This is a genomic window from Flavihumibacter sp. (genome assembly GCF_036676075.1).
Lineage (GTDB): Bacteria > Bacteroidota > Bacteroidia > Chitinophagales > Chitinophagaceae > Flavihumibacter.
In genome coordinates this window covers 404,800-424,646 of sequence record NZ_JAKFDQ010000007.1, presented here as the reverse complement: position 1 = coordinate 424,646, position 19,847 = coordinate 404,800, and the positions used below count along the sequence as shown (strand labels likewise).

Annotated in this window: 17 protein-coding genes; 9 read left to right on the top strand and 8 right to left on the bottom strand. The window is 44.5% G+C overall.

Annotation, left to right across the window (positions count from 1 at the left end):
* Positions 1–18: 18 nt before the first annotated feature.
* The 5 genes from mreC to V6M43_RS04600 all read left to right on the top strand — a co-directional run bounded on the left by mreC (position 19) and on the right by V6M43_RS04600 (position 5,840).
* A complete protein-coding gene (mreC, locus tag V6M43_RS04620; RefSeq protein ID WP_332732858.1) occupies positions 19–873 on the top strand; it encodes a rod shape-determining protein MreC in 855 nt (284 codons plus the stop codon).
* Positions 866–1,399: a rod shape-determining protein MreD gene (locus V6M43_RS04615; RefSeq protein WP_332732857.1), complete on the top strand. Its 534-nt coding sequence runs from the start codon at positions 866–868 to the stop codon at positions 1,397–1,399. Before mreC ends, V6M43_RS04615 begins: the two co-directional genes overlap by 8 nt.
* 216 nt (positions 1,400–1,615) lie before the next feature.
* A complete protein-coding gene (gene mrdA / locus V6M43_RS04610; RefSeq protein WP_332732856.1) occupies positions 1,616–3,721 on the top strand; it encodes a penicillin-binding protein 2 in 2,106 nt (701 codons plus the stop codon).
* Positions 3,722–3,726: 5 nt separating this feature from the next.
* The gene (gene rodA, locus V6M43_RS04605; protein ID WP_332732855.1) at positions 3,727–5,073 is read left to right on the top strand and encodes a rod shape-determining protein RodA; all 1,347 of its coding nucleotides are present in this window, start codon (positions 3,727–3,729) and stop codon (positions 5,071–5,073) included.
* A 35-nt stretch (positions 5,074–5,108) separates the two neighbouring features.
* Positions 5,109–5,840 (top strand): MBL fold metallo-hydrolase, encoded by a 732-nt coding sequence (locus V6M43_RS04600; RefSeq protein ID WP_332732854.1) that lies wholly within the window; start codon positions 5,109–5,111, stop codon positions 5,838–5,840.
* Positions 5,841–5,846: 6 nt separating this feature from the next.
* Here V6M43_RS04600 and V6M43_RS04595 read toward each other — a convergent pair whose 3' ends face one another.
* The 8 genes from V6M43_RS04595 to V6M43_RS04560 all read right to left on the bottom strand — a co-directional run bounded on the left by V6M43_RS04595 (position 5,847) and on the right by V6M43_RS04560 (position 12,585).
* A complete protein-coding gene (locus V6M43_RS04595) occupies positions 5,847–6,263 on the bottom strand; it encodes a hypothetical protein (RefSeq protein ID WP_332732853.1) in 417 nt (138 codons plus the stop codon).
* Positions 6,264–6,280: 17 nt separating this feature from the next.
* A complete protein-coding gene (locus V6M43_RS04590) occupies positions 6,281–7,090 on the bottom strand; it encodes a hypothetical protein (protein ID WP_332732852.1) in 810 nt (269 codons plus the stop codon).
* A 31-nt stretch (positions 7,091–7,121) separates the two neighbouring features.
* On the bottom strand, positions 7,122–7,673 hold the full coding sequence (locus V6M43_RS04585; RefSeq protein ID WP_039126992.1) for an RNA polymerase sigma factor: 552 nt from the start codon (positions 7,671–7,673) through the stop codon (positions 7,122–7,124).
* Between the two features lie 109 nt (positions 7,674–7,782).
* Positions 7,783–8,736, bottom strand: a complete 954-nt coding sequence (locus tag V6M43_RS04580) for a transketolase family protein (protein ID WP_332732851.1) — start codon at positions 8,734–8,736, stop codon at positions 7,783–7,785.
* 32 nt (positions 8,737–8,768) lie between these two features.
* Positions 8,769–9,824: a UDP-glucose 4-epimerase GalE gene (galE, locus tag V6M43_RS04575; protein ID WP_332732850.1), complete on the bottom strand. Its 1,056-nt coding sequence runs from the start codon at positions 9,822–9,824 to the stop codon at positions 8,769–8,771.
* 62 nt (positions 9,825–9,886) lie between these two features.
* A complete protein-coding gene (rfbA, locus tag V6M43_RS04570; RefSeq protein WP_332732849.1) occupies positions 9,887–10,756 on the bottom strand; it encodes a glucose-1-phosphate thymidylyltransferase RfbA in 870 nt (289 codons plus the stop codon).
* Between the two features lie 95 nt (positions 10,757–10,851).
* Positions 10,852–11,913 carry an inorganic phosphate transporter gene (locus V6M43_RS04565; protein WP_332732848.1) on the bottom strand — a complete coding sequence of 354 codons (1,062 nt, stop codon included), beginning with the start codon at positions 11,911–11,913 and terminating at the stop codon, positions 10,852–10,854.
* Positions 11,914–11,937: 24 nt separating this feature from the next.
* Entirely contained in the window at positions 11,938–12,585 is a 648-nt protein-coding gene (locus V6M43_RS04560) for a DUF47 domain-containing protein (protein WP_332732847.1), read from the bottom strand.
* Positions 12,586–12,807: 222 nt separating this feature from the next.
* Between V6M43_RS04560 and V6M43_RS04555 the strand changes: the two genes are divergently transcribed.
* The 4 genes from V6M43_RS04555 to V6M43_RS04540 all read left to right on the top strand — a co-directional run bounded on the left by V6M43_RS04555 (position 12,808) and on the right by V6M43_RS04540 (position 19,826).
* Positions 12,808–14,055: a porin gene (locus V6M43_RS04555; RefSeq protein WP_332732846.1), complete on the top strand. Its 1,248-nt coding sequence runs from the start codon at positions 12,808–12,810 to the stop codon at positions 14,053–14,055.
* A gap of 103 nt (positions 14,056–14,158) precedes the next feature.
* A complete protein-coding gene (locus V6M43_RS04550) occupies positions 14,159–16,945 on the top strand; it encodes a TonB-dependent receptor (RefSeq protein WP_332732845.1) in 2,787 nt (928 codons plus the stop codon).
* 39 nt (positions 16,946–16,984) lie between these two features.
* Complete coding sequence (locus V6M43_RS04545; RefSeq protein ID WP_332732844.1) at positions 16,985–18,343, top strand: hypothetical protein; 1,359 nt, start codon at positions 16,985–16,987, stop codon at positions 18,341–18,343.
* 217 nt (positions 18,344–18,560) lie between these two features.
* The gene (locus tag V6M43_RS04540; protein ID WP_332732843.1) at positions 18,561–19,826 is read left to right on the top strand and encodes a DUF5690 family protein; all 1,266 of its coding nucleotides are present in this window, start codon (positions 18,561–18,563) and stop codon (positions 19,824–19,826) included.
* The last annotated feature ends 21 nt before the right edge of the window (positions 19,827–19,847 follow it).

The following is a 19,847-nucleotide window of genomic DNA, read 5'->3' as shown; positions in this document are numbered from 1 at the left end:
TGATAAGAGGAGGCTGCTATGCGTAATATCTTTCTGTTCATCCGGCGCTATTTCAATTTCATTTTTTTCCTGGCGCTGCAGGTGCTTGCATTGTCCTTTCTCTTCCGTTATAACAAATTTCATGAGGCAGCGGCCATGGGCGTTGCCAGTGAAATAACGGGAAGCATCAACGACCGCTATAATACGGTTGAATACTACTTCAAACTAAAAAAGGCCAACGAAGTGCTCGTGAAGGAAAACGTATCTCTTCGCGAAATGCTTCGGTCTAATTACCAGCCTGCCGATACCAGCAGCAGGATCGTGGTGGATTCCATTCGTGTTGACTCCCTTAAGCCATACCAGAAATACACCTATCTGGATGCGCGTGTAGTTGGTAGTTTTGTTACCACGCAAACCAATTTCTTTACCCTGCATAGGGGTTCCAACCAGGGCGTAACGGTTGATATGGCCGTGATCGGATCAAGGGGGATAGTTGGCAGGGTGGTGAATGTGAGCAATAATTTCGCCACAGTAATGAGTATGATCAGCCGGCAATTTAAAGTGGATGGTAAACTCAAAGGATCTGAAGAACGTGGATCCGTTAGCTGGGATGGAGTGAACCCCCGATTTGTACAGATGCGGAACATCCCCAAGAACATCAAGGTCAATAAGGGGGATTCCGTTCTCACCAGTGATCTGTCCTCGATATTTCCACCTAATATCCTGATCGGAACTGTTGATACCGCCATCAGTGATCCAAGTACTAATTTTCTCAACCTCCGGTTGCGCACGGCCACAAATTTTTCTACGATACAATATGTATATGTAGTTCGGAATAAACAAATGGAAGAACAAACAGCGCTCGAAACAGCAACAAGAAAAACAAATGAGTGACCTGGTAAAAAATACTATCCGCTTTATTGTTTTTATCCTCGTGCAGGTATTCGTCCTGCATAAGATTCCACCCCTGCACCAGTTTGTGGTTCCATACCTCTATTTTTTATATATTCTCTGGCTGCCTTTCAATATGGGCCGTGCCTGGCTTATGATCGTAGCCTTTCTGTTCGGGCTCTCACTCGATTATTTCCTGGTAACTCCCGGCCTTCATGCCGCCGCCTGCGTATTCATTGCTTATATCAGACCATTCCTGGTTAACCTGCTGATTCGCCAGGAAGGCGCTGAACAAAGCTATGGCGCACCTTCTCCTGCCAGCATGGGATGGGCACCTTATTCGGTTTTTGTTCTGGTGCTTACCGTTCTTCACCATGGCTATCTTGTTTTCCTGGAATGGATGCAGTTCGGTAACTTCTGGTACTTCCTTGGAAAAGTATTTGCAACAACCGCCGTAAGCCTCCTTCTTATACTCATAACAGAACTCTTGTTCTACCGAAAAGAAAGGTACAGAACCAACGCCGTGTAGGACTAAACAGGTAAGAAGTAAGAGGTAAGAGGTAAGATTTACGTGGAGGATGTACTGCGGTTTGTTGGAGAATTGATTCATTAGTTTTCTTTATTGTTGCTTACTTACCTTTAATTGGGTGTACATGATTAATTTTGTCAAATCTTAAATCTTACTTCTTAAATCTTAAATCTTACTTCAACTCTTACCTCTTACCTCTTAATTCTTACCTCCCTCATGTCTGTTTTCAACCAATCACGTTCAACTGTCATCCGCCTTATTATTGCGGGGGTATTTGTCGTGATGCTTGCCCAGCTAATCAACCTCCAGCTTTTTTCAAATAAATACCAGGCTCTTGCATTCAACAATGCTGTTTATCCAAAGGTAAAATACCCCGACCGTGGTATCATTTATGACAGAAAAGGAAAGGCTATCCTCAATAATACTATCATGTATGATCTGGAAGTAACACCAACACAGATCAAAGGAGTAGATACAACCTATCTCTGCCAATTGCTGGATATCGATACAGCCGAATTCCGCAAAAGAGTTATCACCGCCATCATAAAAAATGGACGCTACCGTCCAAGTATATTCGAAGATCTTTTGCCTCCCCAGGTTCATGCCAGGCTGGAAGAGAATATCTACAAGTTTCCGGGCTTCGCCCTTGTGGAAAGGCCGGTACGTACCTATCCCTTCAATGCGGCAGCACATATTATGGGTTATATCGGTGAAGCAGATTCTGGCAATATTAAACGGTCAGATGGTTTCTACCGATTGGGCGATTATGTAGGTAAAACAGGATTGGAATCTTTTTATGAGCGGGTACTGATGGGAAGGCGAGGTGTTGAATACATGATCAAAGACAACAAGAACAGGCTGGTGGGAAAATATGAAGAGGGCGCCTTTGATACTGCCGCTATTGCCGGCAGAAACCTGAGAACATATATAGATATTGAAGTGCAGCAACTCGCCGAAAAACTGATGCAGGGTAAGGTTGGAGCTGCAGTGGCTATAGAGCCCAAAACTGGTGGGATCATCGCCATGGTATCAGGCCCTAATTTTGATCCGAACATGTTAACCGGTCCGGAGAAACAACAGAATTTTAATAAACTTTTTCTTGATGTCAGCAGCCCTCTGCTGAACCGTGCCATCAAAGGCCAATACCCTCCCGGCTCTACCTTCAAGCCGCTGGGGGCACTGGTCGCTTTAGATGAAGGTATCATTACACCCTCATTCGGCATAGGATGCAGCGGTGCCTACTACGGATGTGCGAGACCGGTAAAATGCACCCATAATAATCCGGGGCATGCCGCCAATCTTCGCCTGGCAATTGCGAATTCATGCAACTCTTATTTTACCCATATCTACCGATTATCAGTAGACGCTAACCGGCATGGAGGCGTAAAGAAAGGTTACCAGAAATGGAAAGGATATATGAACAATTTCGACCTCGGGGTAAGGGTAGGGGTTGACCTCCCCAGCGAGGATAAGGGTAATATCCCCGACAGTTCCGTCTACAATAAAGTGTATCGGAATTCATGGAGTTCCTGTACAAACCTCACGTTGGGTATCGGGCAGGATATGATGCTGGCAACCCCGCTTCAGCTGGCCAATTCAATGTGTATCATAGCCAATAAGGGCTATTATTTTACCCCGCATTTCGTAGAGAAGATTGATGAGGAAACACCCGAAGATACCATCATGAATGCCTTCCGGAAGAAGCACTCACCTCTTACCAGTATTTCTGACGATGCCTATGAAGCCGTTATGGCTGGTATGCAGGATGTGGTTGAAATAGGTACGGCCCGAATGGCACAGTTGCCTGGTATCAACGTGTGCGCAAAAACAGGAACTGCAGAAAACTACCGTGTTATTGATGGTAAGCGTACCAAACTTAAAGACAACTCTGTTTTTGTATGTTTCGCCCCCCGCGAAAATCCGAAGATCGCCATTGCAGTTATTGTAGAGAACGCGGGATATGGTGGTACATGGGCCGGACCAATCGCGGCCCTTATGATGGAGAAATACCTTAATGATACCTTAAGGCCCGAACGTGTAAAAGAAGTTGAAAGAATTGCATCTACTGATCTGATGCCTTCCTGGATAATCCGTGAGCAGTATAAAGCCGATTCTACCCGGGCCTGGAACTGGTTCAAGCGTACCAATGATACAAGCGTTATCCGTAAATTCATGCGTAAACATTCGGCCACGCCCGACAGTCTCAAGCGCTATAAAGATGAGAAGCCATCTCCTGCTCCAAGGCCCGAAACAAGAACCACAAGAACAGGCATAGAGGCCATCCTCCCTCAACAACAAAAAATCAAATCTACATCTGTATAACTGGTATGAATCAACGAAAACCTGATATATCGAAAGGGGTCGACTGGCTGGTAGTATGGCTTTACATACTGCTTGTGAGCATCGGTGTACTCAGTATTTTCGCAACCACCTATACAGAAGGTGAGTCTGTGATCCAGACCTTCCTTTCACTCAAAACTGATTATAGCCGTCAACTATTGTATGTGGGAATTGGCGCTGTACTGGCCGTCTTCATTTTACTTACCGATAGTAAATTCTTTACGGCCACTGCCAATCTCTGGTATGCATTTGGCATTCTGCTCTTACTATTGGTGTTTCCTTTTCATACGGAAGTGAAAGGAACGCGTTCCATTATGCGCTTCGGGGGATTCCAGCTACAGCCTGCCGAACTCTGCAAAGTATTTGTAAACCTCGCGCTGGCAAAATACCTGAGTAGGGTGGATACTGATTTCTCCAAAACGCGTTCGCAACTTATCGCTACAGCAATAGCAATCACTCCCGCATTCATAACGATTCTACAACAGGAAACCGGACTCGCATTGGTCTATTTCTCTTTCTTCCTCGTGATGTTCAGGGAGGGGTTGCCTGCGGCTGTCCTCATCATTGGGTTCTCATTGGCGGCACTTGTTGTGGCTACTTTACTCGTTGACCCCAATATACTGGCAATCATTCTTACTGCCGCTGCAGCCATCGCCATCTATATCATGCGAAGGCAGATCAAAAGGCAGAGACAATTGCTGGTGATAATAATGGGAATATGGTTTGTTGCAGTTGGTATCCAGCGATTTGCTGTACCCTATATTTTCGAGAATGTAATGCAACCTTACCAGGTAAAAAGAATCTACGACACCATTGGTAAAGACTATGTTCCAAAGGATGCCAGTGAGGCCATGGAAATTGCCCAGGCACCCGATGCAAAGAAAAAGGATGATGGGGGTGATTATAATGTCAGGCAGAGTAAGATCGCCATTGGCTCCGGCGGATTTGCCGGTAAAGGCCTGCTAAAAGGAACGCAAACCCGCTATGACTTTGTACCGGAGCAGCGAACGGATTTTATTTTTTGTACAATTGGCGAGGGTTTCGGTTTCCTGGGAAGCATGGTACTGCTATCGATTTATTTCCTGCTGCTGATGCGTATCATCACCATTGCAGAACGACAGCGAAGTGTTTTCAGCAGATGTTATGCATACGGTGTGGCATCCATATTCTTTTTCCATATCGCTATTAATATCTGCATGACCATCGGTCTCGCACCCGTTATCGGAATACCACTTCCATTTATCAGTTATGGCGGAACATCATTGCTTACGTTCACAATATTATTATTCATTCTCGTACGCCTCGATGCCGACCGCCAGATGGTCCTTCGCTAAATCTTACCTCTTACCTCCTAAATCTTACCTCCTACATGACTATCGTTCCTCTTTCTGAAGGCAGTTTTACCATCGATGGTACAAAGCAGTTTGTTCCATTTGATCAGGATGCACATGAACTGCAGGACAGGCCCAAGGGTAGCCTGCTTGTTGAGATACAGCCATTCGTGGTAGTGACGGGTGAAGACGTGTTGCTATTGGATACAGGCCTGGGTTTCGAGAAAGATGGAGTACCACAATTACACAGGAATCTTATGGATGCAGGGATCAATCCCGGCGAAGTCACTAAAGTATTGATGAGCCATCTCCATAAAGACCATGCCGGTGGGGTGAGTCGTTTTGACTCCAATGGGAAGCATGTGATTTCATTTCCGAATGCTACTTATTACGTTCAGCAAAAAGAGCTGGACTATGCCTTTGAGAAAGATTCCGCTTCATATATTACAGAAGAACTTGAATGTTTGAAGTCAGCTCCTAACGTGGTATTCCTTGATGGAGACGGTGTGATAGGGGGATATATCCAATACCAATTGGTAGGAGGTCATTGCCCTTATCACCAGGTATTCAGGATTGTTGATGGTGGCGAAACGGTTTTTTTCGGGGGCGATAATGCACCACAATTGCAACAGATGAAAAGCAGGTTTGCAGCCAAATATGATTATGATGGTAAAAAGGCGATGGAACTGAGGCAGCAATGGTGGCAGGAAGGTCACCCCGCTGGATGGAAGTTTCTATTCTATCATGATATAAAAACTCCGATAGGCTGATTATTATTAATTATCATTTCCATTACGGCGCGGACGGTTATCCTGCCGCTGCTGGCGTCTTTCCATCAATTCTTTCTGTACATAGCCGTAAAAATCCTTTTCAGCTTTATAGAACTGGTTCGCACGGTCGGGCGATAATGCTTTACTGAATTGAGGCTGGTATTTTTTCCGGACAGCCAATATCTTTTCTTCCCGCTCTAATTCATTTCCATTGCGAAAAGACATCCTCGCCTGTTTTGTTTCTGCGATATAGTTATTGTAAACCGGCCAGAATTGCTGTGCTTCTTCTGTAGTGAGGTTGAGCTTCTTTGTGAGGTAGGCGATCTTCAGCGCCTCAAGCCTTTCGCCTTCGCGCGGTTGTTGTGCCACCACGGCGGTGGAGAGTGAGAATGCCAGCACTAATATTATATAGATTTGTTTCATGATCTTTTGTTTTTGGTTTATAGGGTCTTTCCGGGTTGTTCAGCCAGATACTGCTGCAGGGCTTCATCACTAACATCATTGAGTAAGTAATGAAATACCGGTTCGCTCAGATCTGCATTGGAAGCCGTTGCTGCCCCCATATAAATTGACTGAACAGAATCGGCATAGTCAAAAATCACATCATCACTGAGTTGGTCCATCTCTGCCTGCAATTGTGCGGAAATTGTTCCGGCACCTGCAATTTCTGTGCTGCTGTCATTGTTCTGATTGTACCACCAGGCACTTATAAGGATCAATCCTGTGATTGCGGCGGCGGCAGCATACCTGAACCATGACCGCCCCATTCCCACTACTTTCGCCTCCTGCTTAACTATATCCTTCCCTGGAACCTTCACACCCGTAACTCTTTCAAGCATTACCTGTGGAAGCTGTTCAAAATAGCCATCGGGCACCTTGTAAGGTTGAAGGTGACGGGCTGCTTCCAATGTAGGGGAGAGGGTCTCTAAAATCTCATTTGCCTGCTCCAATGCTGAAACACCTGCATTGATCTCCCCGGCAACCTGCTCAAAATATCCTTCTGGTACCCGGAAAGGTGATTTTTTGGATAAACCCGCCAGTAAAGGCGATAATTGCTGCAACTCAGCACCGGGATCCGGCTCTCCTTCTTCAAAACCAGTTCCTTCCTGGCTTTTTGCCACCACAAGCATCCGGTCAGCGAAATTTTCGAAATACCCGGCAGGAACCTTGTAGGGAAGCTGGCGCGGAACGCCTGCCACCAGATCACTGATGGCTTTTATCTCTTCATATATGGTATTATCGGGTATCATCGCCTTTTAGACCTTTTCTGGGGGTGGGGGTTTAATGATTCAACAGGTAATCTTCAATTTTTTTTACTGCGTGGTGATAAGAGGCTTTCAAAGCTCCTTCTGATGTTTCCAGCACACGGCTCATCTCTTCATATGGCATCTCATCATAATACCGGAGATTGAATACGATCCGCTGCTTTTCAGGCAATTTCTGGATGGCCAGTTGCAATTTCCACTCGATCTGCTTAGGATCAAAATCTTTATCAGCCTTGATCTGGTTACCAAGCCCTTCCTCAGAATCATCAAAAGATACCGTTGCCTTTCTTTTCTGCTGGTCTAAAAAAGTCAGGCATTCATTGGTTGCCACCCGGTAAAGCCAGGTATAAAGCTTGGCATCCTCCCTGAAATTTTCCAGTCCGTTCCAAACCCTTATGAACACATTCTGCAACACATCGTTGGCATCTTCATGACCTACTACCATACGCCTCACATGCCAGTAAAGTCGTTCCTGGTATTTTTTTATGATGCTGGTATATGCCTTTTCCCGGGAAGCGGGTTCCCGGAACATAATCAGCAACTCATTGTCTTCGATGGCCATCGACATGCTCCTTGTTTTGTTGCTAAAGATAAGACTGAAGCCAGAATGGAAAGTTTAAAAACAAAAAACAACCGGGTTGCCGGTTGTTTCTTTTATAAAATATATTTTGCCTTTATTATTTTCTTGCCATCACTTTCTCTGCTGCGGCAACAATATTCTCCGTGCTCAATCCATATTTCTCGAGCAATTGCATTGGTGTACCACTTTCACCAAATGTATCATTGGTTCCGATATATTCGATGGGCACGGGGTTATGTCGTGCAGCAACTTGTGCAACACAGTCCCCCATTCCCCCCAGCACATTATGCTCTTCCACGGTAACGGCACAGCCTGTTTTTTTCAATGATCTGATGATGGCTTCTTCATCAAGTGGTTTGATGGTATGTATATTGATCACTTCTACGCTTATACCTTTTTCTTCCAGTATCCTGCCAGCTTCAATAGCATTCCATACCATATGTCCGCAGGCAAAAATGCTTATATCAGTTCCTTCGCTGAACACCTGCGCCTTTCCGATTTCAAATGGCATCCCCTCAGTAAAGATGGGCCATACCGGCCTTCCGAACCGGAGGTAAACAGGGCCTTCATATTCAGCTATAGCCAGGGTGGCTGCCTTTGTTTGCGCATAATCACAGGGTACAACAACCGTCATACCAGGTAACATTTTCATCATGCCGATATCTTCCAGGATCTGGTGCGTGGCGCCATCTTCACCCAGCGTAAGTCCCGCATGGGAAGCGCATATCTTCACATTCTTACCACTATAAGCAACCGACTGCCTGATCTGGTCATATACACGACCGGTAGAGAAATTCGCAAAAGTTGTAGTGAAAGGTATCTTACCGCCAATGGTGAGTCCCGCCGCAATTCCAATCATATTGGCTTCAGCAATACCGCACTGAATAAAGCGATCTGGATTTTCTTTTATAAATGTCTGTAGCTTAAGTGATCCCGCCAGGTCGGCAGTGAGCGCCACTACATTTGGATTGTTTCTTCCCAGTTCTGTAATCCCATCACCAAATCCGCTTCTTGTATCTTTTTTACCGGTTACCTGTATATCTTTTAACATGTAGTATTGGTTTTTGCCCTGCAAAGGTAAGGTTAATTCAAATTGGCATTCTGTAAGAGGTAAAGTGTTTCATCCGCCTTTAATCGCTGCTCCCATTTCCAGGCGGTTTCCATCATGTCTTCCAGTGAATATTTGATCTCCCATCCCAACTCTTTTACTGCGTATTCATTGTTTGCATAAATGGCAATAACATCTCCGGGCCTCCGAGGTCCAATGGCATAGTTCAACGCTGCACCGCTTACTTTTTCAAATGCCCTGATGGCTTCCAGAACGGTCACGCCATTGCCTGTTCCAAGATTGAAAACATCACAGTGCTTCTGGCTCTTGCCATCCATCAGGTATTGCAACGAAAGCGTATGTGCATGGGCGATATCGGAGACATGTATAAAGTCACGCAGACAACTTCCATCACGGGTTTCATAATCATTTCCGAAAACAGTCATTTGCGGAAGCTTGCCTATAGCGGTTTGTGTAATGGCGGGAACCAGGTTGGCTGGTTTCCCTATCGGCAGCTCCCCGATCTGGATACTGGGGTGGGCTCCTACGGGATTAAAATACCTTAGTAAGATGCATTGTGTGGGGTTCACCTTCGCAAATTCATTGATGATCTGCTCACCCATCTGCTTGGTATAGCCATAGGGCGATTCTGCAGGCTTGGGTGGAGTGGTTTCCGTAACCGGTATTACATCCGGATTTCCATACACCGTACAGGATGAAGAGAAGACAAAATAAGGGACCTTAAATTCCTGCACGCATTTGAGCAGGTTGAGCAGGCTTACAAGATTATTCTCAAAATACATCACCGGTTCTGCAACCGATTCCCCTACTGCCTTATACGCTGCAAAATGAATGATACCTGCTATATCTGTATTTTCCTGGAATATCGCGAACGTATCATCGAAATTACACAGGTCAACTTTGTAGTTTTTTATTTTCTGGCCGGTGATTTTTTCTACGCCTTCCAGTATCCTCGGAGAAGAACGCGAATTGTTATCAACGGATATCACTTCGAAACCGCTACCGATCAGGTCAACCAGGGTATGAGACCCGATATAGCCACATCCGCCGGTAACAAGAATTTTACTCATAGTTTCTATTTAGGTGTCTGACACATGTTCGATGAACGTTAGAACATATGTTCGAACATGTTTTATTTTTTTTCATGAATAAGTCCCAGCAGGTATTCTCCATAACCGCTTTTAATAAGCGGCTGAGCTATCTTTTTCAGCGCCTCATCATCAATGAATCCTTTTCTCCACGCGATCTCCTCCACACAGGCTATCTTAATTCCCTGCCTTTGTTCAATGACCTGAACAAACTGGGAGGCCTGCATGAGTGAATCAAAAGTGCCGGTATCAAGCCATGCTGTTCCACGGTCCATAATGGAAACTTTCAACTTACCCCTTTTGAGGTATTCACGATTCACATCGGTGATCTCATATTCACCCCGGGCACTGGGTTTCAGATTTTTTGCGATCCCGATCACCTCGTTATCGTAAAAATATAGTCCGGGTACTGCAAAGTTACTCTTGGGCTCCGTAGGTTTTTCTTCAATAGAAATAACATTATTGTCTTTATCGAATTCAACCACCCCATATCGCTCGGGGTCACTCACATGGTAAGCATATACAATTCCGCCATCCGGATCAGTATTATTTGCCAGTTGCTTCCCCAATCCCATTCCATAAAATATATTGTCACCCAACACAAGCGCTACCTTATCATTACCGATAAAATCGGCCCCAATTACAAATGCCTGGGCCAGACCGTTCGGAACAGCCTGTTCTGCGTAAGAGATATTCAATCCCAACTGGCTGCCATCGCCAAATAATTTTTTGAAAAGTGGCAGGTCGTGCGGCGTCGATATGATAAGGATATCATAGATCCCTGCCAGCATAAGGGTGGAAAGCGGGTAATAGATCATGGGCTTATCATACACGGGCATGATCTGTTTACTGATCGCATAAGTTATTGGATGAAGGCGGGTGCCGGATCCGCCGGCCAGGATGATTCCTTTCATAGTCATTTTAAATGAGGGGGCAAGATAATAAAAAACCCGTCGGGTAAGGACGGGCTCTTGTTAGTTTATAATGAATATCAATAATTTCTGGTCTGTTAAAAGATCGCTCTCAATATATAATATACCACGGCTGCAATGAAAGCACTCACCGGTATGGTAAGTATCCATGCCCATAAGAGGTTGATTGTAACACCCCAGCGAACTGCACTCAGTCGTTTGGTGGCACCAACCCCGATGATTGCACCGGTAATAGTATGGGTGGTACTTACGGGTATACCCGCAGCCTCTGCAAGGTATAGGGTGGCAGCACCGGCCGTTTCCGCACTCACACCTTCAAGCGGCGTAACCTTGGTGATTCGTGTTCCCATGGTCTTAACGATCTTCCACCCACCGCTAAGTGTTCCCAAAGCTATGGCAGTGAAACTTGCCACAGGTACCCACCAGTAGTCCTCTACAAAATGGGTGAAGCGATGTGATGAGTCAAGTGTGGTATAGCTGGCGTTTCCGTTCTGTACTTCAAAAAATATCACCGCCGCACCAATGATTCCCATTACTTTTTGTGCATCATTACCCCCATGTCCCAAACTGAAAAGGGCAGAAGAAACAAGCTGCATCCTGCGGAACCATTTTTCCGCCTTATAGGGCATAACATTCCGGCACACGTTCAGTATGATAACAGTAATTACATATGCGATGATCATTCCGATAACCGGTGCCAGGAAAATAAATAGGAATGTGGGTATAACTTTTACATAGTTAATAACATGTTCGCCATTCTTCATCACTCCGCCTGCATGCGCCATGGCCGCACCAATAAATCCACCCAATAATGTATGGGATGAAGAAGAAGGAATACCAAACCACCAGGTGAGCAGGTTCCAGGTGATGGCGGCGATCAACCCCGCAAAGATCACATCCAGTGTAATGAAGTTCTCGTGAACAGATTTGGCGATGGTATTACCGATCTTGAATTCACCTATCAGGTATTTTGAAATAAAGAATGCTGCAAAGTTGAAGACTGCTGCCCAAAGCACCGCCTGGAAAGGTGTAAGTACTTTAGTGGAAACTATAGTGGCTATGGAATTGGCTGCATCGTGGAAACCGTTGATGTAATCGAAGATCAGGGCCAGTACGATGATTACTACTAAAAAGGTCATGTTGGTATTTTTATGCAGGAACCATTAAGCGTACTTGATAATAATGCTTTCGATCACATTGGCAGCATCTTCGCATTTATCGGTAACTATCTCCATTACCTGGTAGATCTCGCGTTTTTTGATAACCTCTTTTGCGTCAGGCTCTGTTTCAAAAAGCCTGTCGATGCTAAGGTCGAAAATATCATCTGCCTGGTTCTCAATACTATTAACTTTCACAAGTGCGTCTGTGATGAGGCGCATGTTCTTCATATTCCTCAACTCTATCACCGCATTGCGGATCTGGTCGGCGCTCTGTTCAATGAGATCAGCCATCTTTTGAATTCCCGGATCGTTGGGGTTTACCTTGTAAAAATTGATCTTTTTAGCTGATGCATATATATAGTCAGCAATATCATCCAGTGAAGTTGCCAGGTAATGGATGTCTTCACGGTCAAATGGTGTAATGAAGTTGCGGCCCAACTCAGTGAAGATCTTATGGGTAAGATCATCATTCACATGTTCAAAATCTTCCATCCGGGCTATGAGGGCGGCGCGCTTGTCAAAATCTGACTCACTCACCACCTCTTTCATAAGTTTCCCCATCTTGGCCACCGTATTGGCCACTTCTTCGAAAAGAGAATAAAATACCTTGTCCTTGGGAGTGAACAATTTAAGAAATGCTGCTAGGGCCATAACTGAATTTTGCGCAAAATTAGACCCTTTAGCTTGCCCGCAAGGGTTATGTGGCTATGGTAATAATTTCTTAACATAGGTTTTCAAGGGGTTTGGCACATATCCCTGGGTAACAATTACTTAATGATGAATTAACATGGTAATAATTCCTTAACACTGCAAATCCTTATCCAGCTTGTATTTGAATCTACCTTTGCGCCCTGTTAACAATTAATTCATATTATGGTAACATTGGGAAGGTCACTGATAATGAAGGCAATACACCTGAGTCTCCTCATTTTGGTTGCAGGTTCAACCTTACTTGCGCAGGATTCTACTAAGCTAAAGGATACTCTCGTGGTGCAGGTGACGCCCCCAAAAAAATGGTATGAATCATTTTCAATAAGGGGTTATATCCAGGTCCGTTATAACAGACTCCTTGAAACCAATCCCGATCTCAAATGTGAGCAGTGCGACAGGAGCTGGGGCGAAGACGGTGGCTTTTTTATTCGCCGGGCCCGACTGGTATTCAGTGGTAATATCTCCGACAGGGTATATCTCTATTTCCAGCCTGATTTTGCCTCATCAGCTTCTTCAACCGGTCTTCATTTTGGACAGATAAGGGATGCATACTTTGATGTTGCCCTGGATAAGAAAAAAGAGTTCAGGATAAGGCTTGGACAAAGTAAAGTGCCCTATGGATTTGAAAATATGCAGAGCAGTCAAAACCGTTTGCCGCTCGACCGTAATGATGGAATGAACAGTGCTGTCGCAAATGAACGCGACCTGGGGGGATTCTTCTTCTGGGCGCCTGCGGCAAAGCGTGAATTGTTGAGCCGGCTTGTGAGTGATGGACTGAAAGGATCCGGCGATTATGGTGTAGCTGCCTTTGGATTGTATAATGGTCAAACTGCAAATAAACCAGAACTGAATAATAGCCCACATGTTGTTGGAAGATTCTCCTGGCCAACACAACTTTCTAATGGACAGATCATTGAGGCGGGCATCCAGGCATATACAGGAAAGTTTGTAATTGCCGATACTACCAGGGGTGTTAAGCTATCACATGTTAATGCAGAATTTACTGACCAGCGGGTGGGCGCCAGCTTTATTCTTTATCCGCAACCTTTCGGATTGCAGGCTGAATACAATATTGGAACCGGACCCGAATATGATCCCGCTACCAATACAATCACAGATCAGAAATTGCAGGGTGGTTACGTTCTTGCCAGCTATATGATCAAACCCGGAAAACAGGTAGTAATTCCTTTTAGCAGGTACTATATATATAAAGGTGGAAAAAAGCATGAACTTGATGCACGCAGCTATGATGTGAAAGAACTGGAGATGGGGGTGGAATGGCAGGTGAATAGAAATTTTGAGTTTGTTGCCATGTACACTATTTCTGACCGTAGGTTTGAGGACGCCCGAAAACCCATCAATCACCAGAAAGGAAACCTTCTACGCTTACAGGCTCAGGTGAATTTTTAGCCTTAATATTCCGGTAACATTCACGATACAATTCGTTAACCTTCCCGTAACGGGTCGGTAACATTGCGAAGCTACTTTTGCGGGCAAATAAACCCTCATAGTTGTGAGCAAAAAGTTTCTCTTCCTGTTGATGGCGATGGTTCTTACAACCATTCATTCCTTCGCGCAATCAACAGCTAAACTCAGTGGTAAAGTTATCAATACCCAGAATGAGGCCGTACCGGGTGCTACTGTTATCGTACTTGGTACAGAACGCAGGGCCGCAGCAGATGTGGAAGGCCGCTTTTCTTTTTCACTTGAGGTGGGAAAGAAATACACCATCCAGATCTCCAGTGCCGGTTATAATACAAAATCACTGGAAGAGGTTGAAGTAAAGGCAGGAATTGATAATACGTTCACTGTTGTACTGGAATCTAAATCAGAACTGGGTGAAGTTATCGTTAGGAGTTCTGTACGTAAGGAAACAACCAGTGCCCTTATCAACCTTCAAAGAAATAATACTGCTGTTTCAAGTGGTATCGCAGCCGACCTCATCAAAAGAACACCCGACCGTACAACAGGAGAAGTGTTGAAACGTGTAAGCGGCGCTTCTATTCAGGATAATAAATTTGTAATTGTTCGTGGTTTGAGCGATCGCTACAACGCTGCATTCATCAACAACTCTCAGTTACCTTCGTCTGAACCTGACCGTAAGGCATTCTCTTTTGATGTGATTCCTGCCAATATGATTGATAATATCATTATCAATAAAACTGCCACGCCCGAACTTACAGGTGAATTTGCCGGAGGCCTCATTCAGGTTCAAACAAAAGACGTTCCTTCAAAAGATTTTCTTTCACTCGGCGTTTCTTTTGGTTTTAATACGAATAGTGTATTTAAAGATTTTACCAGCAACCAGCGTGGATCAACAGATTGGCTTGGGTTTGATGACGGTACCCGTAAATTTCCTTCGGGCTTTCCCAATACACCACAGGAATACAGGCTACTAAGTACAGAACAGAAAATTGCGGCATCATCCACCCTGAGTAATGACGTATATGCACAAACTACAAGGAAGGCAGCTCCTACAATGACTTATAACCTTGCCTATGGTTCTACAAGGGTATTGAAAAATGATGCGAAACTTGGTTTCATCGCCTCTGTGATGTACCGGAATGCTCAATTGAAATATGATGTTAATCGCTCATTCACACAATCGGATGGCAATCCTATTTTTAATTTCTTTGACCAGCAGAACCGTTACCAGAGTAACCTCGGCGCTTTGATTAATATCACCTACTCACAGAAAAAGAATAAGATCTCTTTCAAGAATATCTTCAACCAGTTTTACGATGATAATTATTTCACCCGTGAAGGATTTAACACCAATCGTAACCAGGATATCCGGTTCTATTCTTCTTTCATGAACCAGCGAAGCTTCTATAGCGGCCAGTTGGAAGGCGACCATCAACTGAACCTGGGGAAGATGAAATTCAGGTGGAATGGCGGTTATTCACTTGTAACAAGAAACCAGCCCGACCTTCGCACACAACAGTATGCAAAATCGCAGGGTGGACAATTCCAGATTGATACGGATGATACCCGTCGTTTCTGGTCCGATCTTAAAGATCATACCCTCAGCGGATCAGCAGCACTCACTATTCCATTCAATTTGTTTGATGAAAAGCAAAACTTCAAAGTGGGTGGATCTACTATAGTTAGATTCCGTGATTTTAAAAGTCGAATTCTTCGATATACTGAAGCTTCACAGGCCAATTTTGATGAAGAACTTATCTACGAAAACTATGACAAGATTTTTGCGCCGGAAAATATTGGCCTGAATGGATTCATCATCGATGATTTCACCAATAACCAGGATAAATATTTTGGTATATCTGCCATCAATTCTGGGTTTGCAATGTTCGATAACAAGCTCAGTGAAAATGTAAGATTGGTATGGGGGGCAAGAATGGAATTTTTTGAACAATATCTTACCACGAAAGATGTTACCGCCAAGCGCCTTAACCTTAATACAGAAACCTGGGATTTCCTTCCCTCTGTTAACCTCACTTATTCGCTGAATACCAAGAATAATATTCGCTTCTCCGCTTTCCAAACAGTGGCTCGTCCCGAGTTCCGCGAAATAGCACCTTTTGCTTTTTATGATTACGAAGCTAACTATGGTGTATCTGGAAATCCCAATCTGAAGCGAACTAAGATAATTAACCTGGATCTGCGTTATGAGATCTATCCCGCTGCAGGTGAAGCATTCACTTTAGGCGCTTTCTATAAAAGATTTACTAACCCCATCGAATTCCGCCTTGATCCGGGATCCAACTCTGATCGCAGGCTTTATTTCTACCAGAATGCAGGTGAAGCCGATACTTATGGTGCTGAGCTGGAGATTCGAAAGAACCTTGATTTCATGAATCCTGAAAGTGATTTCTGGAACAATGTAACAGCATTTGGAAACTTCACTTATCTCTTTTCCGATGTGAGTTTCCCCGATGAAGTATCTGGCCAGCCGGTAAATTCTAATCGCCCGATCCAGGGCCAGTCACCCTATCTAATTAATGCAGGAATCCAGTATACTTCTGATAAAGCACTGAATGCGACTATTCTCTATAACAGGATAGGCCCAAGACTGGCACTTGTTGGTAACAGTGAGTTCCCGGATATCTATGAAAGGCCAAGGCATCTCCTCGATTTCCAGCTGTCTAAAAGGATTATGGATAAAAAAGGCGAACTGAAACTGACCTTCTCAGATATCCTGAACAATGATATCTACCTATATGAAAACGTAGGTGGTGGTAGTAAAGAATTTGGTGGTGCAGACAGGATGTTCAGTCGCTATAAACCCGGCAGCACGATCTCAATCGGATTTACTTATGACTTCGATCTTAGGAAATAAAACAACAAACAAACTCTGAAAATTTTAAACTTAATAGAAATGAAATTGGTAAAACAATTTGCAATTGTAGCGTTCAGTGCATTAACCATTACTTCCTGCATCAAAGTTGATGTAGGGGATGATATCAACACTGGCGGTGGTGGAGTAGTTCCTGGTGATAATATTCTTAATGGAACAATTGACCAGAGTCGGACACTCACGAAAGGCATCTGGACGCTGAAGGGATATGTTTATGTGAACAATGGCGCAACGCTTACCATTGAACCAGGAACAGTCATCAAAAGTGATATAGCAGATAAAGGCGCCCTGATCATTGAAAGAGGGTCTAAGATCATTGCCGATGGAAAGGCAGACGCTCCAATAGTATTCACTTCTGGTAAAGCTGCCGGCGAACGTGCCCCGGGCGATTGGGGTGGCATCATTATTCTTGGTAATGCTCCAACAAACCGTCCAACTTCACCCGCTCCAATAGTTGAAGGTGGTGTAAACCGTCCTTATGGTGGAACAGTTGCAAACGATAATAGCGGCATACTTCGTTATGTGAGGATCGAGTTTTCAGGAATAGCTGCTGAACCAGGATCAGAGATCAATGGTCTAACACTTGGAGGCGTTGGTTCAGGAACAATCATAGAAAATGTTCAGGTATCATTTGGTGCTGACGATGCATACGAATTCTTTGGAGGAACCGTAAACTGTAAGAACCTGGTTGCCCTTGGTACCATGGATGATGATTTCGATTTCGACTTTGGATATATCGGGAAGATACAAAATGCCGTTTCACTTCGCGACAAACCAGCTGATACAGACCAGGCAAATGGTATCGAATGTGATAATAATGGTTCTGGTGATCCAACTGAACCCTATACAAGGCCTGTGCTTTCTAACCTCACTTTGATTGGACCATATGATACTACTGGTTCTAACTCAAACCACGGATTCAGTAATCGTTGGAGAAGGGCTACCCGCTTTGTATTACGTAACTCTATCCTTCTGGGTCACCGTAAAGCTGGATTTTCAATGGAATCAGCTGCAACTGCCCAGGCTTACAAAGATGGCCAGTCAGAATTCAAAAACAATATCGTAGCAGTTTATACAAAGCCATACAATGTTGCCGGCGGTGCTGAAACAGTTTTCGCTACAGCTGATCTTGTTAAGGCTAAAGCTGAATCTGAAGGTGTACGCACACTTGCTTCACGTGATGATGTGCAGCTTACAGATCCATTCAATTTAACAACTCCAAATTTTCTGCCGAAAGCCGGTTCACCTGCCCTCACCGGAGCTGATTTCTCCGGACTGGATGCAGCATTCTTTTCACCTACTACACATGTTGGTGCATTCGGAACTACAAACTGGCTGCAAGGCTGGACAAGCTTCAACCCAAAAACAAACGCTTACTAATACCGCGCGTTATTATACTTCCAAAGCCCGGCACCAGCCGGGCTTTTTTTTACAATTGGGTAACCATCCCTTCATTTGCTGGTAATATACCCGCAATACTTTTGTACCTGTTCGTTCAGTTGTAGTGTTAGCAAATATTTTCTCATGCAGTCAGTCGGGATATGTCTATATCCCGGCTTTTTTTTTCCAATCCGTATATTCGTTAGACAGCATGAAAATGAAATTCACCAAACAGGAATGGTCAACAGCTCTCTATGCGGCACTGGTAGCCTTCTGCTTATATACCTGCCTGTTCTCATTCCGAAAAGCTTTTAACGTAGCGCCTTTCAGCGGATATGCAATCTTCGGGCTCGATTACAAAATAGTGATCGTCATCACACAGGTGATGGGTTATATGGCCAGTAAATTTTACGGTATACGTTTTATCGCGGAGATGAAAAGGATCGGACGCGGACAATTGATTTTGATCCTCACAGGTATTGCCTGGTTTTCATGGCTGGCTTTTGCATTGCTTCCCGCTCCCTATAATTTCTGGTGCCTGTTCTTTAATGGCTTTCCACTCGGGATGCTCTGGGGCATCGTATTCTCTTATGTTGAAGGCCGTCGCATGACCGACCTTATTAGTGCGGCCCTTGCTGTGAGTTTCATATTTGGATCCGGATTGTCCAAATCTGTTGCTGCATTTACCATGAGCACATGGCAGGTCAGTGAATACTGGATGCCATTTATAACGGGCGCTATTTTCGCTGGTCCGTTACTGTTATTTGTTTACCTGGTGGAGAAGCTTCCGCCACCAACTGAGAAAGACGTTGCCCATCGTACAGTGCGACTTCCAATGAAAAAGGAGGATAGGAGAAAATTACTGCGTGAGTATGGAACCGGTCTTTTTTTTCTCATAATGGTTTATATTCTTGTAACCATCCTGCGCGAAGTACGTGACAGTTTCATGGCCGATATGTGGCGCGAATCAGGTGATGTTTTCAATAGCTCAGTGTTTGCACAAACGGAAACGATCATCTCGCTGGTGATGCTCCTGTTAATCGCTTCCATGGTTATGGTTCGTAATAACAAACGCGCCTTCAATATCACCCACCTTATAATGGCCGCCGGCTTCCTGTTAAGCCTGTTGATGACGCTGGCCTATAAACAGCAGATCATTAGTACATGGTGGTGGATGCTTAGTGTTGGGATGGGCCTCTACCTTGTTTATATTCCTTTCAACAGTATCCTCTTTGAAAGATTCATCGCGAGTTTTCGGATAAGCGGAAACGTTGGATTCCTCATTTATCTCGCCGATGCCTTCGGTTATCTGGGCAGTGTGGCTGTTCTACTCAGTAAAACTCTACTTCAGATCGAGCTTAGCTGGCTGCAGTTTTATACCAACCTGGTGATGATCACGGGAGTGAGCGGACTGCTTGCAACACTTATTTCGATCCGATTCTTCAACAAAAAGCCGGTGCCGGACCAGGCCGATTTATCTTAACTTTCTACAAACAATATTTTA

Bases quoted from the DNA above. Each gene is read 5' to 3' on its own strand.
- V6M43_RS04600 (WP_332732854.1), top strand. From the start codon at position 5,109: ATGACTATCGTTCCTCTTTCTGAAGGCAGTTTTACCATCGATGGTACA.
- V6M43_RS04580 (WP_332732851.1), bottom strand. From the start codon at position 8,736: ATGTTAAAAGATATACAGGTAACCGGTAAAAAAGATACAAGAAGCGGA.
- V6M43_RS04560 (WP_332732847.1), bottom strand. From the start codon at position 12,585: ATGGCCCTAGCAGCATTTCTTAAATTGTTCACTCCCAAGGACAAGGTA.
- rfbA (WP_332732849.1), bottom strand. From the start codon at position 10,756: ATGAAAGGAATCATCCTGGCCGGCGGATCCGGCACCCGCCTTCATCCA.
- V6M43_RS04540 (WP_332732843.1), top strand. From the start codon at position 18,561: ATGAAATTCACCAAACAGGAATGGTCAACAGCTCTCTATGCGGCACTG.
- V6M43_RS04590 (WP_332732852.1), bottom strand. From the start codon at position 7,090: ATGATACCCGATAATACCATATATGAAGAGATAAAAGCCATCAGTGAT.
- rodA (WP_332732855.1), top strand. From the start codon at position 3,727: ATGAATCAACGAAAACCTGATATATCGAAAGGGGTCGACTGGCTGGTA.
- V6M43_RS04545 (WP_332732844.1), top strand. From the start codon at position 16,985: ATGAAATTGGTAAAACAATTTGCAATTGTAGCGTTCAGTGCATTAACC.
- V6M43_RS04555 (WP_332732846.1), top strand. From the start codon at position 12,808: ATGGTAACATTGGGAAGGTCACTGATAATGAAGGCAATACACCTGAGT.
- V6M43_RS04595 (WP_332732853.1), bottom strand. From the start codon at position 6,263: ATGAAACAAATCTATATAATATTAGTGCTGGCATTCTCACTCTCCACC.
- mreC (WP_332732858.1), top strand. From the start codon at position 19: ATGCGTAATATCTTTCTGTTCATCCGGCGCTATTTCAATTTCATTTTT.
- V6M43_RS04615 (WP_332732857.1), top strand. From the start codon at position 866: ATGAGTGACCTGGTAAAAAATACTATCCGCTTTATTGTTTTTATCCTC.
- V6M43_RS04585 (WP_039126992.1), bottom strand. From the start codon at position 7,673: ATGTCGATGGCCATCGAAGACAATGAGTTGCTGATTATGTTCCGGGAA.
- V6M43_RS04565 (WP_332732848.1), bottom strand. From the start codon at position 11,913: ATGACCTTTTTAGTAGTAATCATCGTACTGGCCCTGATCTTCGATTAC.
- mrdA (WP_332732856.1), top strand. From the start codon at position 1,616: ATGTCTGTTTTCAACCAATCACGTTCAACTGTCATCCGCCTTATTATT.
- galE (WP_332732850.1), bottom strand. From the start codon at position 9,824: ATGAGTAAAATTCTTGTTACCGGCGGATGTGGCTATATCGGGTCTCAT.